Below are 24,701 nucleotides of genomic sequence, written 5' to 3' on the forward strand. Positions count from 1 at the left end.
CAGAATGTTCAAGGATCTTGTCTCTGCCCTGCGCCCGGCGCTCGTCCTGACCGTCCTTTTCGCGCTCCTGCTCGGGATCGCCTACCCGCTCGCACTTACCGCTGCCGCGCAGGTCCTGTTTCCCGGTGCCGCCAACGGCAGCCTGATCGAGCGCAACGGACGAGCCATCGGCTCGTCGCTCATCGGCCAGGCATTTGCCAGCGAGCGCTATTTTCACGGCCGTCCGTCCGCCGCCGGCAAGGGTTACGACGCGACCGCTTCGGCAGGTTCGAACCTCGGGCCGGCAAGCCAGGCCCTTTCCGATCGCGTGCAAGCCGACGTGGCTGCGCTGCGGACTTCACCGGGTGTCTCTGTTCCGCCTGACCTGGTGACCACTTCTGCCTCGGGACTTGATCCTCACATCAGTCCCGAGGCAGCCTTTTTCCAGGTTGCGCGCGTCGCAAGAGCGCGCGGACTTGGCGAGGCGCCGGTCCGGGCGCTCGTCGCCGGTCATGTCGAAAGCCCCCTCGCCGGCTTCCTGGGAGAGCCGCGCGTCAACGTCCTGGAACTCAATCTTGCACTCGACAGCCTGCCACCGCCCGGCGCACAACGGCAGCGATGAACGAAACGCGGCCTGATCCCGATGCCCTTTTGCGCAGCACCGTGCGCGATGGGAAAGGCCGTCTCAAAGTCTTTCTCGGTGCCGCGCCAGGTGTGGGCAAGACATACGAGATGCTGAGCGACGGCGCATCGCGGCGCGAGGCGGGTGTCGATGTCGTCATAGGCATTGTCGAGACTCATGGCCGCAGGGATACGCAGGCCAAGGTTCATGGCTTCGAGATCGTTCCCCGCCGCAAGGTCGCCTACGAGGGGCACCAGCTGGACGAGATGGACATCGATGCCATTCTCGTCCGACGGCCCCAGCTTGTCCTGGTCGACGAGCTCGCTCACACCAACGCGCCCGGAAGCCGCCACGACAAACGCTATCAGGATGTCGAGGAACTGCTCGAGGCCGGGATCGATGTCTATTCGACGCTCAATATCCAGCATCTCGAAAGCCTGAACGATCTGGTCGCGTCCTTTACCAGGGTACGCGTTCGGAAGACGCTGCCCGATCGGGTAATCGAGAGCGCCGATCTGGAAATCGTGGATATTCCGCCGGACGAACTGATCGAGCGGCTGCGCCAGGGCAAGGTCTACGTGCCCGACGAAGCGACGCGCGCGCTCACGCACTATTTCTCCAAGTCCAACCTTTCAGCCCTGCGCGAGCTTGCGCTGCGCCGGGCAGCGCAGGCGGTCGATGCCCAGATGCTCGACTACATGCGCGCCAATGCCGTGGCCGGCACCTTCGCGGTCAGCGACCGTCTGCTGGTTGCGATCAGCGAACAGCCCGGTGCGGCTGAGCTGGTCAGAGCTGCCAAGCGGCTTGCCGATGCCTTGCGCGCATCGTGGTCGGTCGTACACATCGAGACACCCCGCGCGATCACTTTCACCCCTGCAGAAAACAGCCAGCTTGCCGAAACGATGCACCTTGCAACCCAGCTTGGAGCCGAAGTGGCAAGCGTACCGGCCGAGACCGTGTTCGAAGGTCTCAGGCGCTATGCTTCCGACATGCGCGCTACCCAGCTGATCGTTGGCAAGTCGATGCGTTCGCGCTGGTTCGAGCTGCGTCACGGTTCGATCGTCGACCGGCTCGTGCGCGAGACCCCGGACCTTGCGGTCCACGTGCTGCCGCTTGGCATGGCCGGCGCAGACCATCGGCGGCTGCGCCGCACGCGGCCCGAAGGTGCCTGGGGCAGCCTTGCAGGATACCTCGTCTCGCTGGGGCTCACAGGCCTGGTCACGCTCGGCGGGGTGGCAATCTTTACGCGGGGCAACATCACCAATGTCGGCTTGCTGTTCCTGCTGCCCGTGCTGGTGGCGGCGACGCGATATGGTTTGCGCACCGCGGTCGTCACGGGGCTTGTTTCCTCGCTCGCCTATAATTTCTTCTTCATTCCGCCCACGCTGACTTTCACGATCCAGGATCCGCAGAACATCGTCACCGTGCTCGTGCTCCTGGGCGTGGCGGTGGCGGCCAGCCAGCTTGCCGCACGCGTGCGCGACCAGGCGCTGCTGGCGCGGGAGAGCTCGGCCCAGAACAGCGCGCTTGCAGGCTTCGCACGCAAGCTTACCGGGATCAGCAGCGTGGACGAGCTGGCCCGGGTCATCTCCAGCGAGATCGGCCGCTTGTTCGAAGCCAATGCCGCCGTGCTGATGCCTCGCGGCGATCAGCTGGCTCTGCGCGCGTCGGTGCCACCCGGTTGCCGGCTCGAAACGCTCGACAGCGCCGCGGCGCAATGGTGTTTTTCCCACAATAAGCCTGCGGGAATGGGCTCGGACACGCTGACGGCATCCGAATGGCTGTTCTATCCGCTCGGTTCGTCCGAAAAGGTCCTTGCCGTGTTCGGTCTGTCACGGCCGGATGCAAGCGCAGCGGTAAGGTCGGACCAGTTGCCGCTGCTCATGAGCCTGCTCGATCAGGCGGGCCTTGCGCTCGAGCGCATGATGCTCGAAGGGGAAATGCAGGCACTTGCCCAGGTGCGCGAGCGGGACCGGCTGCGTCATGCGCTGCTTTCGTCCGTCAGTCATGATTTGCGCACGCCACTCACCACCATTCTCGGAAATCTCAAGGAGATCCGGGCGCTTTCCGGCGAGCAGGACGTGCAGTTGACCGAGATCAGGGCCGAGGCGGAGAGGCTTCATCGCTTTGTCGCCAATCTGCTCGACATGGTGCGGATAGAGGCGGGATCACTGCGCCAGTCCACCGTCCCGGTCGATCTGTCCGAAGCCGTCGGAAGCGCGCTGCACGACCTCAAAGCGATGCTGCGGCAGCATCCGGTCAATGTCGCGCTGCCGGCAGACCTGCCACTCGTCATGGCCGATCCGCAGCTGTTCCATCATTGCCTGATCAATCTGATCGAGAACGCGGCCAAACATGGTAACGAAGGCGCGCCTATCGCCATCACCGCCCGGTATGACCGAAGGGAGATAGCGTTGATCATCGAGGATGAGGGTCCAGGTATCCCGCCGGGGCAGGAGCTGCGCATCTTCGACACCTTTTCCCGCATCGAAGGCTCGGATCGTGGCGGAGGTACCGGGCTTGGCCTCGCCATCGTCAAAGGCTTCGCCGAGGCCATGGGCCTTGATGTTGCAGCGGCAAACCGCCGAGACGGCATGGGAGCGTCTTTCGTCATCCGCTTTCCGGCCGGCCAGCTGAAGGAACTGCCAGCGCTATGATGCATCGACCGACGGTTCTGGTCGTGGACGACGAACTTGCCATTCGGCGCCTGTTGCGTTCGGGTCTTGCCCGTACCGACAATCGTGTCGTCGAGGCGGGCACGGCCAGGGAAGCTATGTCTTCGATCGAGATCGACAAGCCCGATGTCGTACTCCTTGATCTTGGTCTTCCCGACCGTGATGGTCTGGAGCTCATTCCGGTGCTCAAGCGATCAGGCAGCGCGGTCATCGTGATCTCTGCGCGTGACGCAACCGAGGAAAAGGTCGCCGCTCTTGATCTCGGCGCCGACGATTACATCTCCAAGCCCTTCGACAATGACGAAGTCCTGGCGCGCATCCGGGCGGCTTTGCGGCACCGCCAGGCCCGGGAAATCGCCACGCCGGTCCTGCGGCATGGCGATATCGAAATCGACCTTGATGCGCGGGTCGTTCGTAAGGAAGGCCGGCAAATTCACCTGACGCCGAAGGAGTACAGCTTCGTTGCCGAACTCGGCAAATCGCCTGGGCGCGTCGTAACCCATGCCCAGATGCTTCGCTCCGTCTGGGGCAAGGGGCACGAATCCGATGTCGAGTACCTGCGCGTGGCGGCACGGGCAATACGGCTCAAACTGGAGAACGACCCCTCGCAGCCATCGCTGATCCTCAATGAGCCGGGAATTGGCTACCGCCTGATCTGCGACACGTGAGCAGCAAGGTTCGGTGAAAACGCGTCTTTTGGCAAAGACATCGCTGTAATAACCAATATGTGCTGACAGCAGGTTACGGCAAGGGTTGGCATCCGCTGTCATGCAAACGAACGGTTTGAATTGGTCGGCAAAGGCCGGTTCTCAGCTCAGCGGGGTAATTGCCGCTGGCGGCCGACAGGCCTTGGATCCGCAGTTCCTAACACGACCACAATGTGGTTGTTGTCTTCGGGCTGTAGTGCTCGTTTGCCATGTCCGTGCCCATGCTGAGGATCGTATTGGTCACCATCGGATCACTGGGCGATCTGCATCCTTTCATCGCGATGGGTCTGGCGTTGAAGCAGTGTGGCCACAGCGTCGTGCTCGCGGTTCCCGAGGACCATGTCGCCAAGGTCCATGCAGCTGGTCTCGAGGGGCAAGCGATCCTACCCTCCTTCGAAACGATCAGACAGCGCATGGGTGTTTCCGATCGCGACGCTGTGGCGCGGGTCATGAGCGATCAGAAGTTCCTTATGGAGCAAGTGCTGATGCCCTCGGTGGCCGACAGCGTTGTCGCACTCGACTCCTTGCTCGATCCGGCCGATCTTGTGGTCGCTTCGCTGTTCGCCTTCGCGGCCAGCATCGCAGCGGAAAAGCACGGCCTGCCGCTGGTCAATGTCGTGCTTCAACCGATGACCCTCTTTTCCAAAGACGATCCACCCCGAACCCCGCAGTTCAGGATCTTGGCCGGTCCTTCGCCGGGTGCACTTGGCAGAGGCTGGAACCGGTCGGTCTATCGGCTGATGCGCGCCGTCCTGCGGCATCGTTATGGAGCGCGGATCAACGCCGTACGCCAGGCCAATGGTTTGGAACCATCGCGCGAAGCGCTGCTCCTGGACGGAGGGCGCCGTGCGGCGCTCACCCTATGCTGCTATTCGCCGCACTTCGCGCCCCTGCCGCCCGACGCGTCGCCACGGTCCGAAGTGGTGGGCTTCCCGTTTTTCGACAGCGAAAACGGCGCTCCGCCGCAACTGGATCCTGCGCTTGCCGCGTTCCTTGATGCGGGACCTGCCCCGCTCGTATTCACGCTCGGTTCCTTCGCCGTTTTCGCCCCGGGCGATTTCTATGGCGAGGCGGAAAAGCTCGCGAGGAAGCTCGGCCGGCGCGCGGTCCTCCTCCATGGCGGCGGCCACAGTGGACAGTCGGACGACAGGATATTCGCTTGTCGCTACGCGCCACACTCGCTCCTGTTCCCTCACGCCGCCGCGATCGTGCATCACGGCGGGATCGGCACCACGGGTCAGGCCCTTCGTGCCGGTAAGCCGCAACTCGTCGTTCCGCACATGGGCGACCAATATGACAATGGCACAAGAATCCAGCGCCTCGGCATTGGCCGGGTTGTCGCAGCCAGGCTTTTCGCAGCTAGACCAGTCTCACCAATCCTGTCGGAGCTTCTGACAAACGACCACTGCCACGCTGAGGCAAGGCGGCTAGCGGAGTTGATTATGCGAGAAGACGGAGCGGGATTATCCGCGCGCCTAATCGAGCGAGTGATGAGGGAACGGTGATGTGCTCGCCATTGCCAGTTGCAAGCTTGGATATCCAGAAAACTGCTAACTTTGGCTATGCCACGATTGCTCCCGACATGTCTCGCTGGCAGGTTGCAGCGGGAGCTGATGTCACTCGCGTGCATTGGAAATGGCGTGAGTTGGTCGGTAGGGCCATCACGCCCCGTTTCGTGGCGCCGGGAGAGCCGGCAGCTTTGCGAAACGGGGCGTTGCTCGGCAGTTTCAGAGTTCCGACACCCACTTCTCGATCGAGGCCGCGGTCCGGTCGAGAACCTCGGGCTGATCGTAGTAGCTCAGGTGCGGCGTGTCCCCGTCCCACAGCAGCGTCTTGCGGGTGGAGGGCATGGCTTCGAAATGGCGCCGGGCGGCGTCGGGAAGGAAGCTGTTGTCACTGTGGATCAGCAAGTAGGGTTTGGTGAGGTTTCGTGCCGCGCTGATCGACTCGTAGGGCAGCAGGTCCGCATCGCTCATGACCGCATAGCGGTTGTCCCACAGGCCCGTGTCGGCCCAGACGTGATACCAGTCCCACACGAATTTGCCCGGCATGCCGACATTCATGTCGAATTCGTCGACGGCAGCGACATAGTCGATTTCGCCGGTGGCATCGTATTTGGCCTTGGCGGCCTGGCCTTGGGCGAGGCGTGCCGCATAACCCTCCTCGCTCAGCCAGGCGATATCGCCTTCGTGATCACGATACTGGCCTGCGAGCGTGACGCCGGCCTTGAGCATGTCATCCTCCGCGACCGCGCGCAGCATTTCCGAGCTGCCCTGGCAGATGCCGAGGCCGATCAGTCGCTCGGGGTTGACGCCGGGCTGGCTGCGCAGGAAGGCGGCGGCACTGATGATGTCGGCAACCTTGTGCCAGGGGTTCTCCCATGCCCGGGGCTCACCGCCGCTCTCGCCGCGGTAGCGGGTGTCGAACACGAGCGCGGTGTGGCCCATCGCCGCAAGGCGGCGCGCATACTGGGTCGGCGCCTGCTCCTTCTGGAAAGTCATCGGCCCGATGATGACGAACGCGGCGCTGTCGATGCGGTCAATCAGCGGGGCGTAGAGATCGCCGACGAGATCGACGCCCGCCTCGGCGCTGGGAAAACGGACCTTGGTGATATTCTCGACAGTGTTCATGGCTTGCTCCTCGGCTTGAAGTGACGAGATGCTTTTGCCGCAGTCTGGCCTGCCGGGCTTGAACAGGCGTCGGAAGTTTTTGAACGATCCTGCTACCGCGCCAGACGGAAGGCGCGCGGGGTCTGGCCGGTGAGGCGCTTGAAGATGCGGCTGAAATGCGCCTGGTCGGCAAAGCCGCACGCGAGCGCGATATCGATGATCGGCCGGCCGCGCTCGCTCAGCATCCGTTTGGCTTGCTCGACCCGGTAATCCATGACGAACTGATAGGGGCTGTCGCCCAGAACCTCCTTGAACAGCCGCGAGAAGTGCGCCGGGCTGAGGCCCGCGACCTGCGCCATCTCCTCGATCGTGATCGGCCCCGCAAACCGGGCGGCCACGAAATCCAGCACTCGCTTGTAGTGGCTGGCGGTGAAGCCCCGGCTGAAATCGAGCGCCTCGCTGCGAAGTTCGCCATAGCGCTGGATGAGCTTGACCAGGAAGATGCGCGCCAGGGATTCGTACATCACTTCCGATCCCGTCGCGCGGTTACGCAGAGCATCGAGCAGCATGATCCCCGACTGGCAGAGATCGGCATCGAGTGCTTGTGGTGTATCCCATAGCTGGCGCTGGCCCAGCACGAGTCCCAATTCGGTCGTCGCAAAGCGATCGAGCATGTCCGGCATGATCGTGATGACGATGACTTTCGATCGCTCGTGCCAGTGCCAGCCGCTACGGATGCCGGCGGGGGTCAGCACGATCTCGTTCGGCAGAAAAGTGAAATCACGATGCATCGCGTCGCGCCAGTTCTCGACCCGCATCGGAGTTTCGCGCAGATTGAGGAGGAGATGGTGCTGCGAGAAGATCTCATGCGGCATCCCGGCAGGTTCCGCTTCGAAATACTCGAGGTTCAGCAATTCGGCCGCACGCGGGCGTACGATATCGAAGCTGCGCAGGATGGCAGGCGAGGGATAGATGTCCTGATAACTGACCAAGCCGCCCTCGCTCCTCAGTGCCTGTTGTTTCGGCAACACTTTAGCGTCTGAACGAGCGCATCGACAGAGGCAAACCGGAATGTTCCGTGCACCAGCCAGAAGCCGTCACTAACGGCGGCGAGGATCGGTTCCAAAAGTCAAATGGCGGCTTCAGGCCAAATCGAACATTCAATGCGGTGATCGTGAATAACCGGCCTTCGATCAGCGCCAGCCATTCAGCCCTGTGGCTGCGGCCCGAGCGCGGGATCGAGATCACGTGGCCGCGTCAACGCCACCAGCCGCGCGCAATTGCTGTCGATCTCGGCCCAGCGCGTCACGTCAAGTTCCAGCACGGCGAAGGCGGCGGTGGGGAACTTGGCTTCCACCACTTCGCGCAAGGGGCTTGATCCGTCGTCGGGCACCAGGTCGAAAATCAGGTCTTCAAGGCCGGGATTGTGGCCGATCATCAAGACGCTTTGCGGGTCGCCCGGCAAGGCGCGCAGCAGATCGACAAGCGTGGCTGAACTGGCGAGATAGATGCGGCGGTCCCATTCCACCGGAAACACGCGGTTCCACGCCTTGCTGGCCCATTCCACGGTTTCGGCCACGCGCACCGCGGGCGAGGCGATCACCCGGTCGAAGCGGCGCCCGCTGTCGCGCACATGCTGGCCCATGGCCAGAGCGCCGCGCTGGCCACGCCCGTTCAGCGGCCGGTCGAAATCGCGGGCACGGGCATCGCTCCAGTCGGATTTGGCGTGGCGGAACAGGGCAAGCGTCTTCACGGCGAACTTTCGACTTTCGATCCCGGCGCCGCTTCATCAACACGCCCGGCGATGGATTGTAAAGCCTGCTCGAGACTGACGCGGCGCACCGGCGTGCCCGCCGGGAAAGCCGACAGCAGGCGCGAAGGAAACGCGGACGACAGCACGACGAAATGCCCGCGATCCTGCGCCGAGCGGATCAGCCGGCCGAACGCCTGGGCCAGCCGCGCGCGAATGATCCGGTCATCAAACCCTTGCGCGCCGCCTTCCTCGCGCGGGGCGGCCATGCGGCGGGCGCGGTGCAGGATCGAGGGCTTGGGCCAAGGCACCTGCTCCATCACCACCAGGCGGAGCGACCGGCCCGGCACGTCCACCCCGTCGCGCAAGGCATCGGTACCCAGCAGCGACGCGCGCGGATCATCGCGGAAGATATCCACCAGCGTGCCCGTGTCGATCGGGTCCACGTGCTGGGCATAGAGCGGCAGGCCGGCACGGGCGAGCCGGTCCGCAATGCGCCCATGCACCGCGCGCAGGCGGCGGATGGCGGTGAACAGGCCCAGCACCCCGCCGCCGCTTGCCTCGATCAGGCGGGCATAGGCACCCGCCAGCCCGGCGATGTCACCCCTGGGCACGTCGGTCACGATCAGCACCTGCGCCTGATTGGGATAGTCGAACGGGCTTTTCACCGCGAAAAGGTGGGGCTGCACGTCAAGCCGCGCCGCGCCGCTGCGGGCGACGGCGCCGCTCCAGTCCTCGTCGTCGGTCAGTGTGGCCGAGGTCATCAGCACGCCATGCGCGGGTGCCAGCACCGCATCGGCAAAAGGCTTCATCGGATCAAGATAGTGGCGGTGCAGCCCCATGTCCCATTCCCGCCCATCGGAACGGTCGAGTGCCAGCCAATCGACGTGATCGGGATCGGCAGGCCCCCCCAGCCGCCCCAGCAGCGCGACCCAGCCGGCCAGCAGATCGGTGCGCCACTGGATGGCGCCGCGCGCGCCTTCGATCCGCGCGCGGGCCTGCGCATCGAGCCAGTCAGGCCCTTCCTCGACGATCGCTTCCAGCCGCACGGTCAGGCGCAGGAGCGGCTGGCGCAGGTCTTCAAGCGTTTCCAGCGCGGCGGCGGCCGCCTCCAGCAGCGGTCCGTCGAGCTGGGCCGCTTCGGTTTCCAGGCCATAGCCCGCCTCTGTTCCTCCGCTTTCGTCGCGCGCGAGAACCGTGGCGCGCACGGCCGCGAGCAGGCGTTCCACCGGTCCTTCGGGGGCACCATCGGCAATCCGCGCCAGCCAGCCTTCGGCGGGCAGCCGTTCCGCGGCCCGGCGCGCATCGGCAATGGCCTGGGCGCCATCTTCGTCATAACCGGCGACATCGGCCAGCCGCGCCGAAAGCCCGCGCCGGCGCCCGCGCGCCTTGCTTTCGGGCCCGATCACCCAGCGCCGCAACTCGATCGTTTCCGAACCGGTCAGCGCGGCGCCGAACGTGCTGTCGGCTGCATCGAACACGTGATGCCCTTCATCGAACACGATGCGCGTGGGGCGCTGCGCCGTATCGCGCCCGCGCGCGGCATTGACCATGACCAGTGCATGGTTGGCGATCACCAGTTCCGCCTCGGCACTGGCGCGCGCCGCGCGTTCGATAAAGCATTTGCGATAATGCGGGCAGCCGGCATAGACGCATTCGCCGCGCTGGTCGGTCAGCGCGGCGATGCCGCGCCTGCGGAACAACGTGGCGAGCCAGCCGGGGAGATCGCCGCCAATCATGTCGCCATCCTGGCTATAGGCGGCCCAGCGCGCCACGAGTTGCGCCAGCACGGCCGGGCGCCCGGTAAAGCCCCCCTGCAGCGCATCTTCCAGATTGAGCAGGCACAGATAGTTTTCCCGCCCCTTGCGCACGACCACCGGTGGCGGCGTCTTGCTGCCCGGCGGCGGCGGGGCAAAGGCACGGGCGCTTTCGCGGCGCAATTGCCGCTGCAATGCCTTGGTATAAGTCGAAACCCAGACGGTTCCGCCCGAATCGCGCGTCCACATCGAAGCGGGCGCGAGATAGCCGAGCGTCTTGCCGGTGCCCGTGCCCGCTTGCGCCAGCACGATATGCGGCTGGCGTGTACCCCGGCGTGGCGCAAACATCCGCGCTGCCTCGCGAGCAAAGGCGCGCTGGCCCGGCCGGTCTTCCGCCCCGGCCCCGGTCAGCGTGGCGAGGCGCGCTTCCACCGCCCCGGGATCGAGCACGACTTGCGCGGGCTGCGGTCGCTCGCCGGCCTCTTCCCATTCCGGCAGGCGCGAGAACAGCCAGCGCTCCGCACGCTCGGGGCGAGCGATCCGGCCCGACAGCAGCGTCGCCCAAGGCCAGCCGAGCTTGATCAGCGATTGCAGCGCGCTCCACGCCCCTTCCCGCTCGGCCCAGCCGGCGGCGCCTGCCGTCGCCAGCAGGGCTTCGGCGGCCTGTTGCAGCAGCAAGGGGACATCGGCATCGCCCTGCGGCAAGGGCAGGCCCAGCACGTCGGCCAGCCCCTTTGGCGTGGGCACCATGAACCGCGCCGGGTGGATGAAGGCAAAAAGCTCCAGCAGATCAAGGCCTGACAGATCGGGATAGCCGAGGCGACTGGCCACCAGCGGGGCATTGAGCAGGAGCAGCGGCGTATCGGCCGCGGCCACGATCGCGTCCCCCTTGCCGACGGCCCTGGTGGACGGAAACATGTCCAGCCCGCGTAGCCAGCAACCGCCATGATTGGCATGAATGGCCGGCAGATCGAGCGCCGGCGGGGCTGGATCGCCCGGGTCTGGAACGGCAGGGTCGGCCATCCTGATCCTGTGAACGAAAATGGAACGCGGAGCAAGCCGAAGCCGGGATTGCGGGCCGCATGTGCCGCCTGCTCTTAAACAAACCGAGGCATCGCCGTCTTTGCTGCCGAACCGGATGGGAACCGCCGGATCGCTCCTCAACCCATAGTGGAGAATGGGAAATGGCAGTTATCAATACCAACATCGCGGCGATGCGTGCCGCCAATGCTTCCGTCACAGCCTCACAGCAAACCGGCATCGCCATGCAGCGCCTTTCGACCGGCAAGCGCATCAACAGCGCCAAGGACGATGCCGCGGGTCTTGCCATCACCACGACGATGACCGCGCAGATCCAGGGCATGCAGCAGGGCGTGCGCAACGCCAACGACGGCATCTCGATGGCGCAGACCGCCGATGGCGCGCTCAACGAAGTCACGGCCATGCTGCAGCGCATCCGCGAACTGGCGGTGCAGTCCAAATCGGCGACTTACCAGGACTCCGACCGCGTGGCGATGCAATCGGAAGTGGCCAACCTGACCGCGCAGATTTCCGACGTGCTCAACAACTCGCTGTTCAACGGCAACAACGTGTTCAAAGTGATGGCTTCCACGCCGGCCACCGACGGCACGGACGATTTGACGCTCGACATCCAGGCCGGCGCGCAGACCGGCAATGTCGTCACGCTGCGGTCCAAGGCCTTTGACGGGCAGGTCATGTTCGGCAGCGGTGCTTCGGCCTATGACCCGGCGTCCACCACCCAGGCACTCGACGTTTCCGATCCCACCAAGGCCGAAGCCACGATGGACAACATCGATGCCGTTCTGCTGCAGGTGACGGCCGTGCGCGCCGAGTTTGGTGCCGGGCAGAACCGCCTGCAGTCGGTGGTCAACAACCTGAACGACAACGTCACCAACCTTTCGGATGCGCGCAGCCGCATTCTCGATACCGATTATTCTGCTGAAACCACGGCCATGGCCAAGGCCCAGATCCTGGCCCAGGCATCGACTGCGATGATTTCGCAGGCGAACCAGAACCAGCAGAATGTCCTGACGCTCCTGAAGTAAGACCCCCATCCACATCGCGCTTCGGGAGCCTCCACGGAAATGCGGTGCAGCCTTGCTTGCAGGGTTGTACCGCATTTTCGCATGCAACCGGCGGCCGCATGAGGGCCAAAGACCTTGCCATCCCGCCCGCGAGACGCGAAAGGGCGGGAGTCATGACCCAGACCGAACTCACCGCCGCCGCCCATGCCTCGAAGTCCTGGCCGTTCGAAGAAGCGCGCAAGCTGGTCAAGCGCTATCCCGACGGAAAAAGGGATGCGGCCGGCGCGCTGGTGCCCGTGCTGTTCGAAACCGGCTATGGCCCCTCGGGCCTTCCGCATATCGGCACGTTCCAGGAAGTCTTGCGCACCACGCTGGTGCGTCGCGCCTATGAAGTGCTGACCGGCGGGCACCCTACCCGTCTGGTGGCCTTTTCCGACGACATGGACGGGCTGCGCAAAGTGCCCGACAACGTTCCCAACAAGGACATGCTGGCCGCCCACCTGCAGGAGCCGCTTAGCCGCATTCCCGACCCGTTCGGCAAGTTCGAAAGCTTCGCCCACCACAACAACGCAATGCTGCGTGAATTCCTCGATCGCTTCGGCTTCGACTATGAATTCGTTTCCGGCGCGGAACGCTACAATTCCGGTGGGTTCGACGAAGCGCTCAGGAACGTGCTGCGCCATTTCGACGCGATCATGGCGATCATGCTGCCAACCTTGCGCGAGGAACGGCGCCAGACCTATTCGCCCGTTTTGCCGATTTCACCCGGCAATGGCCAGGTACTGCAAGTGCCGGTCGAGGTGGTGGATCCGGAGGCCGGCATGATCCGCTTTACCGACGTAACCGGTGAAACGGTCGAGCAATCGATCCTGGGCGGCAAGGCCAAGCTGCAGTGGAAAGTCGATTGGGCCATGCGTTGGGTAACGTTGGGCGTCGATTACGAGATGTGCGGCAAGGACCTGACCGACAGCGTGACCCAGTCCGGGCGCATTGCCCAGGTGCTCGGCGGGCGTCGCCCCGAAGGCCTGATCTACGAGTTGTTCCTCGACGAGAAGGGCGAGAAGATCTCCAAGTCCAAAGGCAATGGCCTGACCATCGAGCAATGGCTCGATTATGGCAGCGAGGAATCGCTGGGGTTTTACATTTTCCGCGAGCCCCGCAGCGCCAAGTCCCTGCATGTAGGCGTGATCCCGCGGGCGGTCGACGAGTACTGGCAGTTTCGCGAAAAGCTGGCCACCCAGCCCGTCGAGCAACAACTGGGCAACCCGGTGTGGCATCTTTTGCGCGTCAATGGCGAAACGGCGGGCGCGGGCGACAGGCTGCCGGTCACCTATGGCCTGCTGCTCAACCTTGTCGGCGTGCTGGGCGCCCATGCCACGCGCGAACAGGTGTGGTCATACCTGGCCAACTATGTGCACGATGCCGATCCGGCCGCGCACCCCGCACTCGATGCGCTGGTGACGCGGGCGCTGGCCTACAACCGCGATTTCATCGCCCCGACGCTGATAAGACGCAAGCCGGAAGCGGGCGAGGCAGCGGCCCTTGCAGCTCTGGACGAAGAACTGGCGGCGACCAGCGACGATGCCACGGCAGAGGAATTGCAGAACATCGTCTATGCGATCGGCAAGGACCCGCTCTACGGCTTCGAAAGTCTGCGGGACTGGTTCAAGGCTTTGTATGAAACCCTGCTCGGCTCTTCGCAGGGGCCACGCATGGGTAGCTTCATCGCGCTCTACGGCATCGGCAATACACGCAGACTCATCGCCGAGGCGCTGGAAGCCTGAGCGGCAAATGCCCCTCCCGGTGGCGGGAGGGGGCTTGATGACGGTGTCGGAGGCGGGTCTGAAGATCCACGACGGCTATTCCGTTTCGCTTCAGGCCCGGTCGTGTTCGCTCAGGGCAGCAGCACGGCATTGATCACGTGGACCACACCGTTCGACTGGGGCACGTCGGCAATGGTCACGGTTGCCTTGCCGCCCTTGGCGTCGGTCAGCACCACGTTGCTGCCGTCCAGGCTGGCGGTCAGCGGCTCGCCTTCCACCGTGGTGACCGACGCACTGCCACCGCCGGCCTTGATCTTGCCGACGAGATCGGCCGCGGTCACTTTGCCGGCGATCACGTGATAGGTCAGAACCTTGACGAGGGCGGCGTTGTTTTCCGGCTTGAGCAGCGTTTCAACAGTGCCGGCGGGCAAGGCGGCAAAAGCGGCGTTGGTGGGCGCAAAGACCGTGAAAGGCCCCCGGCCGTTCAGCGTGTCGACCAGGCCGGCAGCCTTGACGGCAGCAACCAGCGTGGTGTGATCGGCCGATTGCGAGGCGTTTTCCACGATCGTTTTGCTATCCACCATCGCGGCGCCGCCGACCGTCTTGGAAGCGGCCTGGGCCGCTGGGGTCAATACGAGCGCCAGACCGACTGCAGCCAGCGACGCACAAAACTTGCTCTTGAGCATGGGAACTCTCCAATGGCATCATTGCCGCCGGTCGAACAACGAAATGCGCGAAGCGTTCCGAGCCCGCGGCATGCCCACAAGGGCAATGCGCGGTAAAGTTTTGAAAAGCAAATGCCTTTCCAGACAAGCCAGCCACCATGCCCTTTTAGGCTGTGAGGGCGCGCTGCCCGATTCCCCCGCAGATCACCCCTCGTCCAGAGCGAGCGCCAGGCCAGAGCGGATTTGTTCGAGATGCAAGCGCAGCCGCGCCACCGCGGCGACCAGCTCGGCCTCCAGCGGGGGAACCGGTGGCGGATCAGGCGGAGCCTCCGGGGCGAATGGCGCCTGCGCACGTTGCGTCACCACGGGCCGTTTCACAGGCGGCCCGCCTTCCAGTGCCTGGCGAGCGCCGCGGATCGTATAGCCTTCGTGGTTGAGCAGGCGGTCGATCGTCGCGACCAGGGCCATGTCGTGCGCCCGGTAATAACGCCGGTTGCCGGCGCGCGTCAGCGGGCGCAGCATCGGGAACTGATCTTCCCAATAGCGCAGGACATGCGGTTTCACGCCCAGGAGCCGGGCCACCTCTCCGATCGTGCGCAAAGCGTCTGGCGCCTTGCCATCATCAATCACGCTTTCGGGAGAAACGAGATGGCCCTTATCCGTCATGAATCCAATCTATCAGGAACCGTCGCTGATGCGATCCTTGAGCATCTGGCTGGCGCGGAATGTCAGGACCCGGCGCGGGGTGATCGGCACTTCGACCCCGGTCTTGGGGTTGCGTCCGATGCGTTCGGCCTTGTCCCGCAGCAGGAAAGTGCCGAATCCGGAAATCTTGACGTTCTGGCCCTCGGCCAGCGCGCCGCTCATATGCTGCAGGATCGCTTCGACCATGTCGAGCGATTCAGCCCGCGACAAACCGACCCGGCGATTGATGCTCTCGGCCAGATCGGCCCGAGTGAGCGTACCAATTGAACGCATCATAAATTTACCCCCCGGTAAAAAAATCTCTTCCCATCCCATACAATAGCGCGTTTTGCGGGACAGGCAATGCCATCGACACCGCCGAAACCGATCGGATTTTCCGCGCAGCAAAAATCCGGCTTCGGCGGTATGCTACGGATCGCTTCGACCGTGCGGACACGGTACGGGCGATCCTTCCCCCCTCCAGCGCGCGCATCAGATACGCGCGATGCAGGCACCCCAGGTAAAGCCGCCGCCCATCGCTTCAAAAACGACAAGGTGGCCCGGCTTGATACGTCCGTCCCGCACGGCCACGTCAAACGCCAGCGGCACCGAAGCCGCACTGGTGTTGGCATGGCGATCGACCGTCACCACGACCTTTTCCGGCGGCAGGCCAAGCTTGCGCGCCGTGGCGTCGAGAATGCGGTAATTGGCCTGATGCGGCACGACCCAATCGATATCCTCCGCAAGGTGGCCGGATCGTTCCAGCACTTCCTGAAGCACGGCGGCCAGGTTGGTAACGGCGTGGCGGAACACCTCGCGCCCTTTCATCCGCAGCTTGCCCACGGTGCCCGTTGTTGACGCGCCACCATCGACATAGAGCAACTGGTTGTGCGCGCCATCGGCATGAAGCCGGGTAGCTAGAATGCCGGGCGCGGCGGGATCGGCTTCGTCAACCTCGCGCGCTTCGAGCACCAGGGCACCGGCGCCATCGCCGAACAGCACGCACGTGGTGCGATCGTGCCAGTCGAGAATGCGGCTGAACGTTTCCGCGCCGATCACCAGCGCACGGCGCGCCATGCCGGTGCGCAGCATCGAATCGGCCGTGCCGAGCGCATAGAGAAAGCCCGAGCAGACCGCGCCCACATCGAACGCGATGCCGCCGTTGCAGCCAAGGTTATGCTGCACGATCGTGGCCGTGGCCGGAAACGTCTGGTCAGGCGTGGCGGTTGCGAGCACGATCAGATCGATGCTGGCTGCATCCACCCCGGCGGCCTCGATCGCGCGACGGGCCGCCTGCGTGGCCAGCGATGCGGTGGTTTCCCCTTCACCGGCGATATAGCGGTTGCGAATGCCCGTGCGCTCGACGATCCATTCGTCGGTGGTATCCACCATCAGTGCCATTTCGGCATTGGAAACGGCGCGTTGCGGCAGGGCAGAGCCGCTGCCGGTAATGACCGAACGCACAGTCACAGCGCGGTTTCGCCTTCCGTGTTCGCCGTGCGGCGCCGGGCCGGCTGGCGGATCGTGTCCGGATCCACTGCGGCAACGTCGGCGGCGATGCGCTCGATCAGGTTCTCCTCGAGCAGGCGCGCCGTCACGGCCACGGCATTGGCCACGCCCATGGCCGACGCGTTGCCGTGGCTTTTCACCACCACGCCGTTGAGACCCAGAAAGACCGCGCCGTTGTGATTGTTGGGATCGAGATGGTGCTTGAGCGTTTCGGTCGCCGGGCGGGAAATCAGAAAGCCCACCTTGGACCGCAGGGACGAGGCGAAGCTGCGGCGCAGAAGATCGCCCACGAAGCGAGCCGCGCCTTCCATCGCTTTCAACGCGATGTTTCCGGAAAAGCCATCGGTCACGGCCACGTCGAAATCGCCGCGCGACAGTTTGTCGGATTCGGTGAACCCATCGAACGTGAGCGCCAGCGAGGCATCGGCCTGCTTGAGCAAAGCGGCGGCATCGCGCAGGATTTCGGTGCCCTTGGTTTCTTCCGTGCCGATATTCAGCAGGCGCACGCGCGGGCTGTCAAGCCCGTTGACGATGCGGGCATAGGCGGCCCCCATGATCGCGAATTGAAAGAGATTGCGGGCATCGCAATCGGTATTGGCGCCCAGATCGAGCATGATGAGATCATGCTGGCCCAGCGTGGGCAAAAGACCCGCCAGCGCCGGCCGATCGATGCCGGGCATCGTGCGCAGGGCAAGCTTGGCCATGGCCATCAACGCCCCGGTGTTGCCGCCGCTGACGGCAGCGCCCGCATCGCCCCGCTTCACCGCATCGATCGCCAGCCCCATCGACGTGGTGCGGGCGCGGCGCAGTGCCTGGGTCGGCCGCTCGTCACCGGCGACCGCTTCGGGCGCATGGAGGATTTCGGATGCGCCGCGCAGGTTGGGATGATGGTCGAGAGCCCGGGCGATCTCCGCCTCGTCTCCCACCAGCAGAAACTTGAAGCGATCATGGCGCCGGCGGGCAAGCGCGGCGCCTTCGATCATCACGCGCACGCCCACGTCACCGCCCATCGCATCGACGGCGATTCTGGGCAGGCTCATGATCCGGTCACCCCTCCGTTGGACCGGCTCAGGCGCCGACGGCGATGATTTCGCGGCCGTTGTAGTGACCGCAAGCGTTGCACAGCATGTGCGGACGCTTGAGTTCACCGCAGTTGGAGCATTCGTGGAACGCTTCGGCCGTCAGCGCATCGTGGCTGCGGCGCATGCCCCGGCGGGACGGGGTGGTCTTTCTCTTGGGGACGGCCATTGCGGCACCTGTTCCTGAAAATTACAACGATTGCGGGCGCGATAGGGAAAACCGTGCCCCCACACAACCCCGCATCTCGCGACGAGGAGTTCATGCGGTTTCCGTTCCGGACGAAAGCGGGTGGACCGGTATCGCCTATCACGGGCGAAGGCGCGCCTATACGGATTTTCTGCCGCTTTGCAAGTATCGGCTCGCTGGTTTACCAGCATGCCGGGGCCGGCTGCGCGACAGGTGCAAAGGCCCGTGCATGACGAGAGAGGGATAGACGAACATGGCGACCATTCTGCCCATAACCCTGACGGCTTCCGGTGCTGCGGCGATTATCAATATCTGGCTGATGATCCGCATCGGCAAGGTCCGCCGCGATGCCGGCGTGTTCATGGGCGATGGCGGCCATCCCGCGCTGATCGCCCGCATGCGCGCCCAGGCCAATTTCATCGAAAGCGCACCGATCATCCTGATCCTGACAGCCGCGATCGAACTGGCCCGCCCGGGCAGCCCGTGGTTGCTGGGCGTACTGGCAGTCTACCTGCTGGGCCGCGTCGGACATGGCCTGGGCATGGACGGCGGTGCGCTGGGCAAACTGCGCATGGTCGGCGCGATCAGCACGCTGCTGATCCTGCTGGGGCTCGCGATCTGGGCGATCGTGATCGCAACCGGCGCCTGACGTTCGGCATCAAGCCGAATGAATCAAGCCAGGGCCGCGTCACCGACATAAGGGTTGGTGGCGCGTTCCTGGCCGAACGTGCTGTGCGGGCCATGGCCGGGGATGAACGTCACATCGTTTCCCAGCGGCCAGAGCCGCCCGGTGATCGAAGCGATCAGATCGTCGAAATTGCCCAGCGGAAAATCCCAACGGCCGATCCCGCCTTGAAACAGCACGTCGCCCACCAGGGCAAAGCGTGACGGCGCATGAAAGAACACGACATGGCCCGGCGTATGTCCCGGGCAATGCACCACGTCGAGCGTCAGATTGCCGACCGTTACCGTATCGCCGTTTTCGAGCCAGCGCGTGGGCGTGAAAATCTCGGCCGGAACGCCCCAGCGGCCGCTATCGTCGGCCAGCCTGGCGATCCAGAACATGTCGGCCTCGTGCGGCCCCTCGATCGGCACGCCCAGATCGCGCGAAAGCTGGGCCGTGCCGCCGCAGTGATCGAGGTGACCGTGCGTCACCAGCAGCTTTTCCACGGTGACCCCAGCCTTGGCGATCAAGGCCTTGATCCGTTCGAGATCGCCACCCGGATCGACCACGGCCGCCTTCATCGTGGCAGTGCACCACAACAGCGTGCAATTCTGCTGCAACGGGGTGACGGGCAGGATCGCCACTTTCATCGGCGGCTGGCTGGCGGCGGTTGCTTGGCTCATGCCTCTGAAATGGCCAGCACGGGATCAAATGGCAAGCGCCGAACACGTCAGATCTTGCCGCCTTTCCACACGACGCGGCCCACCACGTCCACATCGTCCATCGGCCGTTCCATGCGCGGATAGGCTGGATTGTCACTGATCACGCGGATCATTCCAGCTGCGCCCGCCTCTAGCCGCTTGACCAGCAGCACATCGTCCACCCGGATCACGTGAATGCCGGCGCGCAGCGGGCGGGGCGTGCGATCGACCAGGATTTCGTCGCTGTCGCGCAGCGTCGGCTCCATCGAATCGCCTTCCACCTCGATCACGCTGAGCATGGCGGGATCGAGACCCTGCGCCTTGAGCCAGCGACTGGAAAAGCGCAGCCGACCGACGGGCACTTCGTCATTAGTCATCGCGCCCGGCCCGGCCGACGCGCCCAGCGCCAGACGGGGGATGTCTGCCCATTCGGGCAGCGCGCGCGGCGCTGCCAAGGCCCCGGCTTCGGCACGAAAGGGCGCGGCCATGACCGCATCCCGATCGGGCGCGCCCAGTTCGGCCTCGTCCACATCGAAAAATCGCGCCAGCATGTGCCGGTCGCTTTCTTCCAGCTTGCGTGGCGAACCCTTGCGCACGAACTGCTGCAGATAGCTGGCATTGCGCCCGATCAGGCCCGACAAGGCGGCCAGCGAAACCCCCCGCGCAGCGGCCAGTTCGACCAGTCGCGCCCGTGCCGGATCGAGCGTTTCAGAGCTGCCTGCGTCAGCCAGCCCGGTGGGTTCGACGGTTTTCAAAAGCTTTGCCATGACACGTCCAAACTCGAAGGATTTTTCCTAGACATCTAGTCCTATGCCATGCTTATAGGATTTTTATCGGGACTTGTCCATAAGACTGCCCGGAAATCGAGGAAATTTCATGTTTCGATTCAAATCATGGGCTTAACCATCGAAGTCAGCCGGCATCGCCACGCTCATGGCCCGACAGTATCGGAACATTTAGTGAACATTGAAACAGGCAAACATTGAAACAGGCAAACATTGAAACAGGCAGGGGACCTCGTATGCGCCACGATCACGATTATCACGGCCACGCCATTTCATCCGGTTCGCGCCGAATCGGCAGCAGCCTTGCGCCGCGCGTGGTGCGCAGCGTCCTGACGCTGGCCGGGCGCAGCGCGCAACTTGTCGATCATCGCGAGCGGCCCTGGGCCAGCGTCACGTTTTCCGGTGCGCGCCACAGCGTTGTCTTGCGCTACAACGGCTGGGAAGCCTGTGACGACGGCGAGGCGCTGATCGCCGCCCTGCCCGATCACGAATTCACGATCCCCGGCGCGCTGGTGGCCGACGTGACCGTGGTGCGCACCGACGAAGCCGTGCTGCCCGAGCGCACGCTGGAAGTGGAACTGGAACTGTTGCTGCTGGATCAGGGCTGATGGCGCTTGACGCCCGTGCATTGGCCCTGCAACCGTTTCCGGAAAGGGAGTTATGGCATGCATCGGGCGTTATCTATCTGTGCGTTGCGACTGGCTCTGGCGATCGGCATTGCGGCGCCCGCCTTGGGCCAGGACAGCGGTATGCAGGACAGCGGCATGGAAGTGATCGTTACGGCGCAGCGACGCGCAACGGACGATTATTCGGCAGATCGCCCTGCCGTTGGCCTGCGTCGAAGGGCCGATTTTGCCCTCATGCCGGTCACGATTACCGGCGACACGCGTGATGCGGCACAACGTGCCGATGAGATTTATGCCATGCTGAGAAACGCGATTGCCGCTGCCGAAGGGGCGGGCATAAGCCTGGCATATGGCAAAGCCGTGGTGGAACCCGTCACAACTGCCAATTATCGCGGCCTTACGCTCAGGAAATCCGATCGGCCAGATAGCCAGTCCCTTGGCATACTGATCAAGGTGCCCCTTTCCGACAAGGTCGACGCGCGCGCCGCCGAGGCCAGGATAGCCGCCTTCATCAAGGCCGTGAAACCCGTGGGGCGTGCGCTGATGGAAGAAGACGGCAACCTGACACTTTCTGTCGTCGCCCCGGATCAGTATCGTCCGGCCATCGCGCGTGCCGTTGCCGCCGACGCCCATGCGATGAGCGCGGCGTTCGGGTCAGACTATGCCGTCACGGTCGAAGGGCTTAACCGGCCAGTGGAATGGGCGCGGGACGGGCTGACGGGGGTGATGCTGTATATTCCCTATAAACTGACGGTCCTGCCCAAGGATTGACATGCCTGCCGCAAGGCTTGTCCGCTTTCAATCAGTTACCCCAGCCGCCAGTCCCAACCGAGCGGATCGCCGTCCATCGCTTCCACGCCTCGTGCGGCAAGATCGTCGCGCAGGGCGTCGCTTCGGGCAAAGTCCCTGGCCGCGCGGGCTTCCTGGCGGGCGGCGATGACATCGGCGATTTCCGCTTCGGTAATCGTGGCCGATGTCGGCCGCAAGCGCAGATCGGCCCGTTGCAGGACCGGCAGATCGAGGCCGAGTACGCTGTCGAATGCGGCGATGGCCGCCAGTTTCAGCGCCGGATCGATCTTCCTGAGCGCAAGTGCCTCGTCCATCACCGTCAATGCCACGGCCGTGTTGAGATCGTCGCTGATCGCTGCGTCGAAGCGTTCGGCCAGCGGCGCCAGCCTGGCATGGTCCCGCCAGCCCGAAGCATCGACGCCGGGCTCTGCGCCGTCCCTGATCTGCGCCACGGCCATGACCATGCGCTTCAGCCGGGTGAGCGCGGCGCCAAGGCCCTCCCAGGAAAATTCCAACTCGCTGCGATAATGGGCCTGGAGGCACAGGAGGCGATAGGCCAGCGGGTGATAGCCCTTGTCGATGAGGAGCTGCAGCCGCAGGAACTCGCCCGAGGACTTGCTCATCTTGCCCAAGCGTTCGACCAGAAAATTGTTGTGCATCCACATGCGCGCGCCGGAATTGGCCGGGTCCGACAAGCCGCCGGCACAGCAGAACGCCTGGTTCTGGGCGATTTCGTTGGGATGGTGGATTTCGCGATGGTCGATCCCGCCAGTGTGGATGTCGAACGGGAAACCAAGCAACCGCCCGGACATGACCGAGCATTCGAGATGCCAGCCCGGTGCGCCCCGGCCCCAGGGGCTGTCCCATTCCATCTGCCGGGTTTCGCCCGGCGGCGTCTTGCGCCAGATGGCGAAATCGGCCGGATGCCGCTTGCCTTCGACCTGCTCGATCCGCCCTTCCCCTTCCTCGGTCGTGAAGCGGGCCAGGCGGCCATAGTCGGCCACGGTCGAAATGTCGAAATAGAGGCCGCCAGGCAGCTCGTAGCAGTGTTTCCCGGCAATGCTCTTGGCAAATTCGATCATTGCCGGCACATAGTCGGTGGCAATGGACCAGTGCGCGGGCTGGCGAATGTTGAGCGCGGCGACATCAGCCCAATAGGCCTGCGTATAATGCCGCGCGATATCCCAGATCGATTGCGCGTTGGCGCGCGCGGCCCTTTCCAGCTTGTCCTCGCCGGCATCGGCATCGTCGGTAAGATGGCCCACGTCGGTGATGTTGATCACGTGGGTCAGCGCATAGCCTTTCCACGAGAGGGTACGGCCCAGCACGTCGGCAAAGACGTAGGCACGCATGTTGCCGATATGGGGATAGTTATAGACGGTCGGCCCGCAGGTATAGACGCGCGCCTCGCCGGGATGAACCGGCACGAAAGGCTCGGGCTGGCGGGTCAGGCTGTTGAACAGGACGAGCGGAGCGGAAGCGGCAGTCATGCCCCGCGCCTTGCCCCGCATCGGGGCGCAAGGTCAAGGTGAAGCGTCCGGCCCCTGCCATGCCCAGCCTGCCCGCGCGGGTTGCAGGCTGTCGAGGAAGGCGGCGGCGCTGGCGCGATATTCTGCCTGCTTTTCCGCACTCATCCGGCGCCAGGTGGCATAGGGATTGGCAAGGCGCGGGTTGCCGGCCAGGCGCCGTTCGTTGCGCGCCATGAAATCCCAGTACAGCGCGTTGAACGGACAGGCTTTTTCGCCCACCTTGCGCTTCACGTCATAGGCGCAGTTGCCGCAGTAGTCGCTCATCCGGTCGATATAGGCGCCGCTGGCGGCGTAGGGCTTCGATCCCAGCTTGCCGCCATCGGCAAAGAGCGCCATCCCGGCCACATTGGGCAGTTCCACCCATTCGAACGCATCGGCATAGACCACCAGGAACCAATCGGCGACGTCCTGGGGCGAAAGGCCGGCGAGCAGCGCGAAATTGCCCATGACCATCAGGCGCTGGATATGGTGGGCATAGGCATTCCTGTGCGTGGCCCGCACGCAATCGGCGATGCAGGCCATGTCCGTCTCGCCGGTCCACCAGAAGTCGGGCAAGGGGCGCGTCGCCCCAAGCTCGTTGGCCTTGGCCAGATCGGGCATGGTCAGCCAATAGATGCCGCGCACATATTCGCGCCAGCCGATCACCTGGCGGATGAAGCCTTCCACCGCCTCGATCGGGGCGCGCCCTTCGCGCCATTCGGTTTCGGCACGGCGGCACATCTCCACCGGATCGAGCAGCCCGATGTTGAGTGCCGGGCTGATCACCGCGTGATACATCGTGTCCACGCCCGCCTGCATCGCATCCTGATAGCGACCGAACAGCGGCAGGCGCATTTCCAGAAACCGGGCGAACGCGCGTTCGGCCTCTTCGGCGGTCACCGGCCAGGCGAAGTGATCGAGGCTGCCGAAATGATCGGGAAACCGCCGCGCCACCAGATCGAGCACCTCCCGCGTGATCGCATCGGGCGGAAAGCGGGCCGGGGCCGGCGGGCGGCAATCAGCATCCGGGCCACCGCGGTTTTCCGCGTCGAAGTTCCATCTGCCGCCGGCGGGCTTTTCCCCATCCATCAAGAGCCCGGTCTTGCGGCGCATCTCGCGATAGAAGAACTCCATCCGCCATTGCTTGCGACCTGCTGCCCATTGAAAGAAATCGGGCAGCGGACAGACGAAGCGCGTGTCGGGCAGCACGTGCACTCTTGCGCCGAACGCGTTGCGCCAGCCTTCGATCGCCTCGCGCACGCGCCACTCGCCCGGCTCCGTCACCTGCACGCCGCGCGCGCCGTGCCGCGTCACCGCCCGGGCAACTTCGCCGGTGAAACTGCCGGTGTTGCCGGGCGCGCCGAGCGTTACGTAATCGACCGTGAAGCCCCGGCCGCGCAGTTCCTCGGCAAAATGGCGCATGGCGGCAAAGATCAGCGCGATCTTGGCCTTGTGGTGGCGCACGTATTGCGTCTCGTCCCACACTTCCATCATCAGCACCACGGTATCGCCGGGGGGGCGATCGGCCAGGCTGGACAGCGAATGGCTTAGCTGATCGCCCAGCACGGGAACGAGGACGGGTCCGTCTGCCATGCCC

Annotated in this window: 23 protein-coding genes; 9 read left to right on the forward strand and 14 right to left on the reverse strand. The window is 64.4% G+C overall.

Annotated elements, in window-relative coordinates:
- Positions 1–4 precede the first annotated feature (4 nt).
- The 4 genes from kdpC to AC3EDY_RS10115 all read left to right on the forward strand — a co-directional run bounded on the left by kdpC (position 5) and on the right by AC3EDY_RS10115 (position 5,488).
- Positions 5–601, forward strand: coding sequence for a potassium-transporting ATPase subunit KdpC (gene kdpC, locus AC3EDY_RS10100; RefSeq protein WP_488572366.1), 597 nt, complete (start codon positions 5–7; stop codon positions 599–601).
- Entirely contained in the window at positions 598–3,258 is a 2,661-nt protein-coding gene (locus tag AC3EDY_RS10105) for a DUF4118 domain-containing protein (protein WP_488572367.1), read from the forward strand. Before kdpC ends, AC3EDY_RS10105 begins: the two co-directional genes overlap by 4 nt.
- A complete protein-coding gene (locus AC3EDY_RS10110) occupies positions 3,255–3,944 on the forward strand; it encodes a response regulator (protein WP_488572368.1) in 690 nt (229 codons plus the stop codon). Before AC3EDY_RS10105 ends, AC3EDY_RS10110 begins: the two co-directional genes overlap by 4 nt.
- A 260-nt stretch (positions 3,945–4,204) precedes the next feature.
- A complete protein-coding gene (locus AC3EDY_RS10115; RefSeq protein WP_488572369.1) occupies positions 4,205–5,488 on the forward strand; it encodes a glycosyltransferase in 1,284 nt (427 codons plus the stop codon).
- 222 nt (positions 5,489–5,710) lie between these two features.
- Here the strand turns inward: AC3EDY_RS10115 and AC3EDY_RS10120 are convergent, their stop codons facing one another.
- The 4 genes from AC3EDY_RS10120 to AC3EDY_RS10135 all read right to left on the reverse strand — a co-directional run bounded on the left by AC3EDY_RS10120 (position 5,711) and on the right by AC3EDY_RS10135 (position 11,122).
- The gene (locus tag AC3EDY_RS10120) at positions 5,711–6,613 is read right to left on the reverse strand and encodes an alpha/beta hydrolase (RefSeq protein ID WP_488572370.1); all 903 of its coding nucleotides are present in this window, start codon (positions 6,611–6,613) and stop codon (positions 5,711–5,713) included.
- A 92-nt stretch (positions 6,614–6,705) separates the two neighbouring features.
- Positions 6,706–7,584, reverse strand: coding sequence for a helix-turn-helix domain-containing protein (locus AC3EDY_RS10125; RefSeq protein WP_488572371.1), 879 nt, complete (start codon positions 7,582–7,584; stop codon positions 6,706–6,708).
- A 215-nt stretch (positions 7,585–7,799) separates the two neighbouring features.
- A complete protein-coding gene (locus AC3EDY_RS10130; protein ID WP_488572372.1) occupies positions 7,800–8,345 on the reverse strand; it encodes a SixA phosphatase family protein in 546 nt (181 codons plus the stop codon).
- On the reverse strand, positions 8,342–11,122 hold the full coding sequence (locus AC3EDY_RS10135) for an ATP-dependent DNA helicase (protein ID WP_488572373.1): 2,781 nt from the start codon (positions 11,120–11,122) through the stop codon (positions 8,342–8,344). The genes AC3EDY_RS10130 and AC3EDY_RS10135 overlap by 4 nt, the downstream gene beginning before the upstream one ends.
- Positions 11,123–11,283: 161 nt before the next feature.
- Here AC3EDY_RS10135 and AC3EDY_RS10140 point away from each other — a divergent pair, with 161 nt between their 5' ends.
- Both AC3EDY_RS10140 and AC3EDY_RS10145 read left to right on the forward strand, forming a co-directional pair.
- A complete protein-coding gene (locus AC3EDY_RS10140; RefSeq protein ID WP_488572374.1) occupies positions 11,284–12,165 on the forward strand; it encodes a flagellin N-terminal helical domain-containing protein in 882 nt (293 codons plus the stop codon).
- A gap of 152 nt (positions 12,166–12,317) precedes the next feature.
- A complete protein-coding gene (locus AC3EDY_RS10145; protein WP_488572375.1) occupies positions 12,318–13,928 on the forward strand; it encodes a lysine--tRNA ligase in 1,611 nt (536 codons plus the stop codon).
- 110 nt (positions 13,929–14,038) lie between these two features.
- Here AC3EDY_RS10145 and AC3EDY_RS10150 read toward each other — a convergent pair whose 3' ends face one another.
- The 6 genes from AC3EDY_RS10150 to rpmF form a co-directional block, all read right to left on the reverse strand.
- Positions 14,039–14,593, reverse strand: a complete 555-nt coding sequence (locus tag AC3EDY_RS10150; RefSeq protein ID WP_488572376.1) for a fasciclin domain-containing protein — start codon at positions 14,591–14,593, stop codon at positions 14,039–14,041.
- 183 nt (positions 14,594–14,776) lie between these two features.
- Complete coding sequence (locus tag AC3EDY_RS10155; RefSeq protein ID WP_488572377.1) at positions 14,777–15,238, reverse strand: MerR family transcriptional regulator; 462 nt, start codon at positions 15,236–15,238, stop codon at positions 14,777–14,779.
- A 12-nt stretch (positions 15,239–15,250) separates the two neighbouring features.
- Entirely contained in the window at positions 15,251–15,550 is a 300-nt protein-coding gene (locus AC3EDY_RS10160; RefSeq protein ID WP_488572526.1) for an integration host factor subunit alpha, read from the reverse strand.
- A gap of 198 nt (positions 15,551–15,748) precedes the next feature.
- The gene (locus AC3EDY_RS10165; protein ID WP_488572378.1) at positions 15,749–16,726 is read right to left on the reverse strand and encodes a beta-ketoacyl-ACP synthase III; all 978 of its coding nucleotides are present in this window, start codon (positions 16,724–16,726) and stop codon (positions 15,749–15,751) included.
- Positions 16,723–17,805, reverse strand: coding sequence for a phosphate acyltransferase PlsX (gene plsX / locus AC3EDY_RS10170; RefSeq protein ID WP_488572379.1), 1,083 nt, complete (start codon positions 17,803–17,805; stop codon positions 16,723–16,725). Before plsX ends, AC3EDY_RS10165 begins: the two co-directional genes overlap by 4 nt.
- Positions 17,806–17,833: 28 nt before the next feature.
- A complete protein-coding gene (rpmF, locus tag AC3EDY_RS10175) occupies positions 17,834–18,013 on the reverse strand; it encodes a 50S ribosomal protein L32 (protein ID WP_488572380.1) in 180 nt (59 codons plus the stop codon).
- A gap of 271 nt (positions 18,014–18,284) precedes the next feature.
- Between rpmF and AC3EDY_RS10180 the strand changes: the two genes are divergently transcribed.
- Positions 18,285–18,680, forward strand: a complete 396-nt coding sequence (locus tag AC3EDY_RS10180) for an MAPEG family protein (protein WP_488572381.1) — start codon at positions 18,285–18,287, stop codon at positions 18,678–18,680.
- 23 nt (positions 18,681–18,703) lie between these two features.
- On the opposite strand, the gene AC3EDY_RS10185 is transcribed toward AC3EDY_RS10180, so the two are convergent.
- Together AC3EDY_RS10185 and AC3EDY_RS10190 are read right to left on the reverse strand one after the other, a co-directional pair.
- On the reverse strand, positions 18,704–19,378 hold the full coding sequence (locus tag AC3EDY_RS10185; RefSeq protein WP_488572382.1) for an MBL fold metallo-hydrolase: 675 nt from the start codon (positions 19,376–19,378) through the stop codon (positions 18,704–18,706).
- Positions 19,379–19,425: 47 nt separating this feature from the next.
- Positions 19,426–20,163, reverse strand: coding sequence for a S24 family peptidase (locus AC3EDY_RS10190; RefSeq protein WP_488572383.1), 738 nt, complete (start codon positions 20,161–20,163; stop codon positions 19,426–19,428).
- A 254-nt stretch (positions 20,164–20,417) separates the two neighbouring features.
- Here AC3EDY_RS10190 and AC3EDY_RS10195 point away from each other — a divergent pair, with 254 nt between their 5' ends.
- Positions 20,418–20,789, forward strand: coding sequence for a hypothetical protein (locus tag AC3EDY_RS10195; RefSeq protein ID WP_488572384.1), 372 nt, complete (start codon positions 20,418–20,420; stop codon positions 20,787–20,789).
- A 57-nt stretch (positions 20,790–20,846) separates the two neighbouring features.
- Entirely contained in the window at positions 20,847–21,578 is a 732-nt protein-coding gene (locus AC3EDY_RS10200) for a TonB-dependent receptor (RefSeq protein WP_488572385.1), read from the forward strand.
- 35 nt (positions 21,579–21,613) lie between these two features.
- Here the strand turns inward: AC3EDY_RS10200 and cysS are convergent, their stop codons facing one another.
- Both cysS and AC3EDY_RS10210 read right to left on the reverse strand, forming a co-directional pair.
- Positions 21,614–23,086, reverse strand: a complete 1,473-nt coding sequence (gene cysS / locus AC3EDY_RS10205; protein ID WP_488572386.1) for a cysteine--tRNA ligase — start codon at positions 23,084–23,086, stop codon at positions 21,614–21,616.
- Positions 23,087–23,119: 33 nt separating this feature from the next.
- Positions 23,120–24,697 (reverse strand): cryptochrome/photolyase family protein, encoded by a 1,578-nt coding sequence (locus AC3EDY_RS10210; RefSeq protein WP_488572387.1) that lies wholly within the window; start codon positions 24,695–24,697, stop codon positions 23,120–23,122.
- Positions 24,698–24,701: the final 4 nt, after the last annotated feature.

The sequence above is a fragment of the Novosphingobium sp. DS6-6 genome, assembly GCF_057784975.1.

Bases quoted from the DNA above. Each gene is read 5' to 3' on its own strand.
- AC3EDY_RS10190 (WP_488572383.1), bottom strand. From the start codon at position 20,163: ATGGCAAAGCTTTTGAAAACCGTCGAACCCACCGGGCTGGCTGACGCA.
- AC3EDY_RS10185 (WP_488572382.1), bottom strand. From the start codon at position 19,378: ATGAGCCAAGCAACCGCCGCCAGCCAGCCGCCGATGAAAGTGGCGATC.
- plsX (WP_488572379.1), bottom strand. From the start codon at position 17,805: ATGAGCCTGCCCAGAATCGCCGTCGATGCGATGGGCGGTGACGTGGGC.
- kdpC (WP_488572366.1), top strand. From the start codon at position 5: ATGTTCAAGGATCTTGTCTCTGCCCTGCGCCCGGCGCTCGTCCTGACC.
- AC3EDY_RS10160 (WP_488572526.1), bottom strand. From the start codon at position 15,550: ATGCGTTCAATTGGTACGCTCACTCGGGCCGATCTGGCCGAGAGCATC.
- AC3EDY_RS10115 (WP_488572369.1), top strand. From the start codon at position 4,205: ATGCTGAGGATCGTATTGGTCACCATCGGATCACTGGGCGATCTGCAT.
- AC3EDY_RS10135 (WP_488572373.1), bottom strand. From the start codon at position 11,122: ATGGCCGACCCTGCCGTTCCAGACCCGGGCGATCCAGCCCCGCCGGCG.
- AC3EDY_RS10110 (WP_488572368.1), top strand. From the start codon at position 3,255: ATGATGCATCGACCGACGGTTCTGGTCGTGGACGACGAACTTGCCATT.
- AC3EDY_RS10180 (WP_488572381.1), top strand. From the start codon at position 18,285: ATGGCGACCATTCTGCCCATAACCCTGACGGCTTCCGGTGCTGCGGCG.
- AC3EDY_RS10210 (WP_488572387.1), bottom strand. From the start codon at position 24,697: ATGGCAGACGGACCCGTCCTCGTTCCCGTGCTGGGCGATCAGCTAAGC.
- AC3EDY_RS10145 (WP_488572375.1), top strand. From the start codon at position 12,318: ATGACCCAGACCGAACTCACCGCCGCCGCCCATGCCTCGAAGTCCTGG.
- AC3EDY_RS10140 (WP_488572374.1), top strand. From the start codon at position 11,284: ATGGCAGTTATCAATACCAACATCGCGGCGATGCGTGCCGCCAATGCT.
- AC3EDY_RS10150 (WP_488572376.1), bottom strand. From the start codon at position 14,593: ATGCTCAAGAGCAAGTTTTGTGCGTCGCTGGCTGCAGTCGGTCTGGCG.
- AC3EDY_RS10200 (WP_488572385.1), top strand. From the start codon at position 20,847: ATGCATCGGGCGTTATCTATCTGTGCGTTGCGACTGGCTCTGGCGATC.
- AC3EDY_RS10120 (WP_488572370.1), bottom strand. From the start codon at position 6,613: ATGAACACTGTCGAGAATATCACCAAGGTCCGTTTTCCCAGCGCCGAG.
- AC3EDY_RS10155 (WP_488572377.1), bottom strand. From the start codon at position 15,238: ATGACGGATAAGGGCCATCTCGTTTCTCCCGAAAGCGTGATTGATGAT.
- AC3EDY_RS10195 (WP_488572384.1), top strand. From the start codon at position 20,418: ATGCGCCACGATCACGATTATCACGGCCACGCCATTTCATCCGGTTCG.
- rpmF (WP_488572380.1), bottom strand. From the start codon at position 18,013: ATGGCCGTCCCCAAGAGAAAGACCACCCCGTCCCGCCGGGGCATGCGC.
- cysS (WP_488572386.1), bottom strand. From the start codon at position 23,086: ATGACTGCCGCTTCCGCTCCGCTCGTCCTGTTCAACAGCCTGACCCGC.
- AC3EDY_RS10105 (WP_488572367.1), top strand. From the start codon at position 598: ATGAACGAAACGCGGCCTGATCCCGATGCCCTTTTGCGCAGCACCGTG.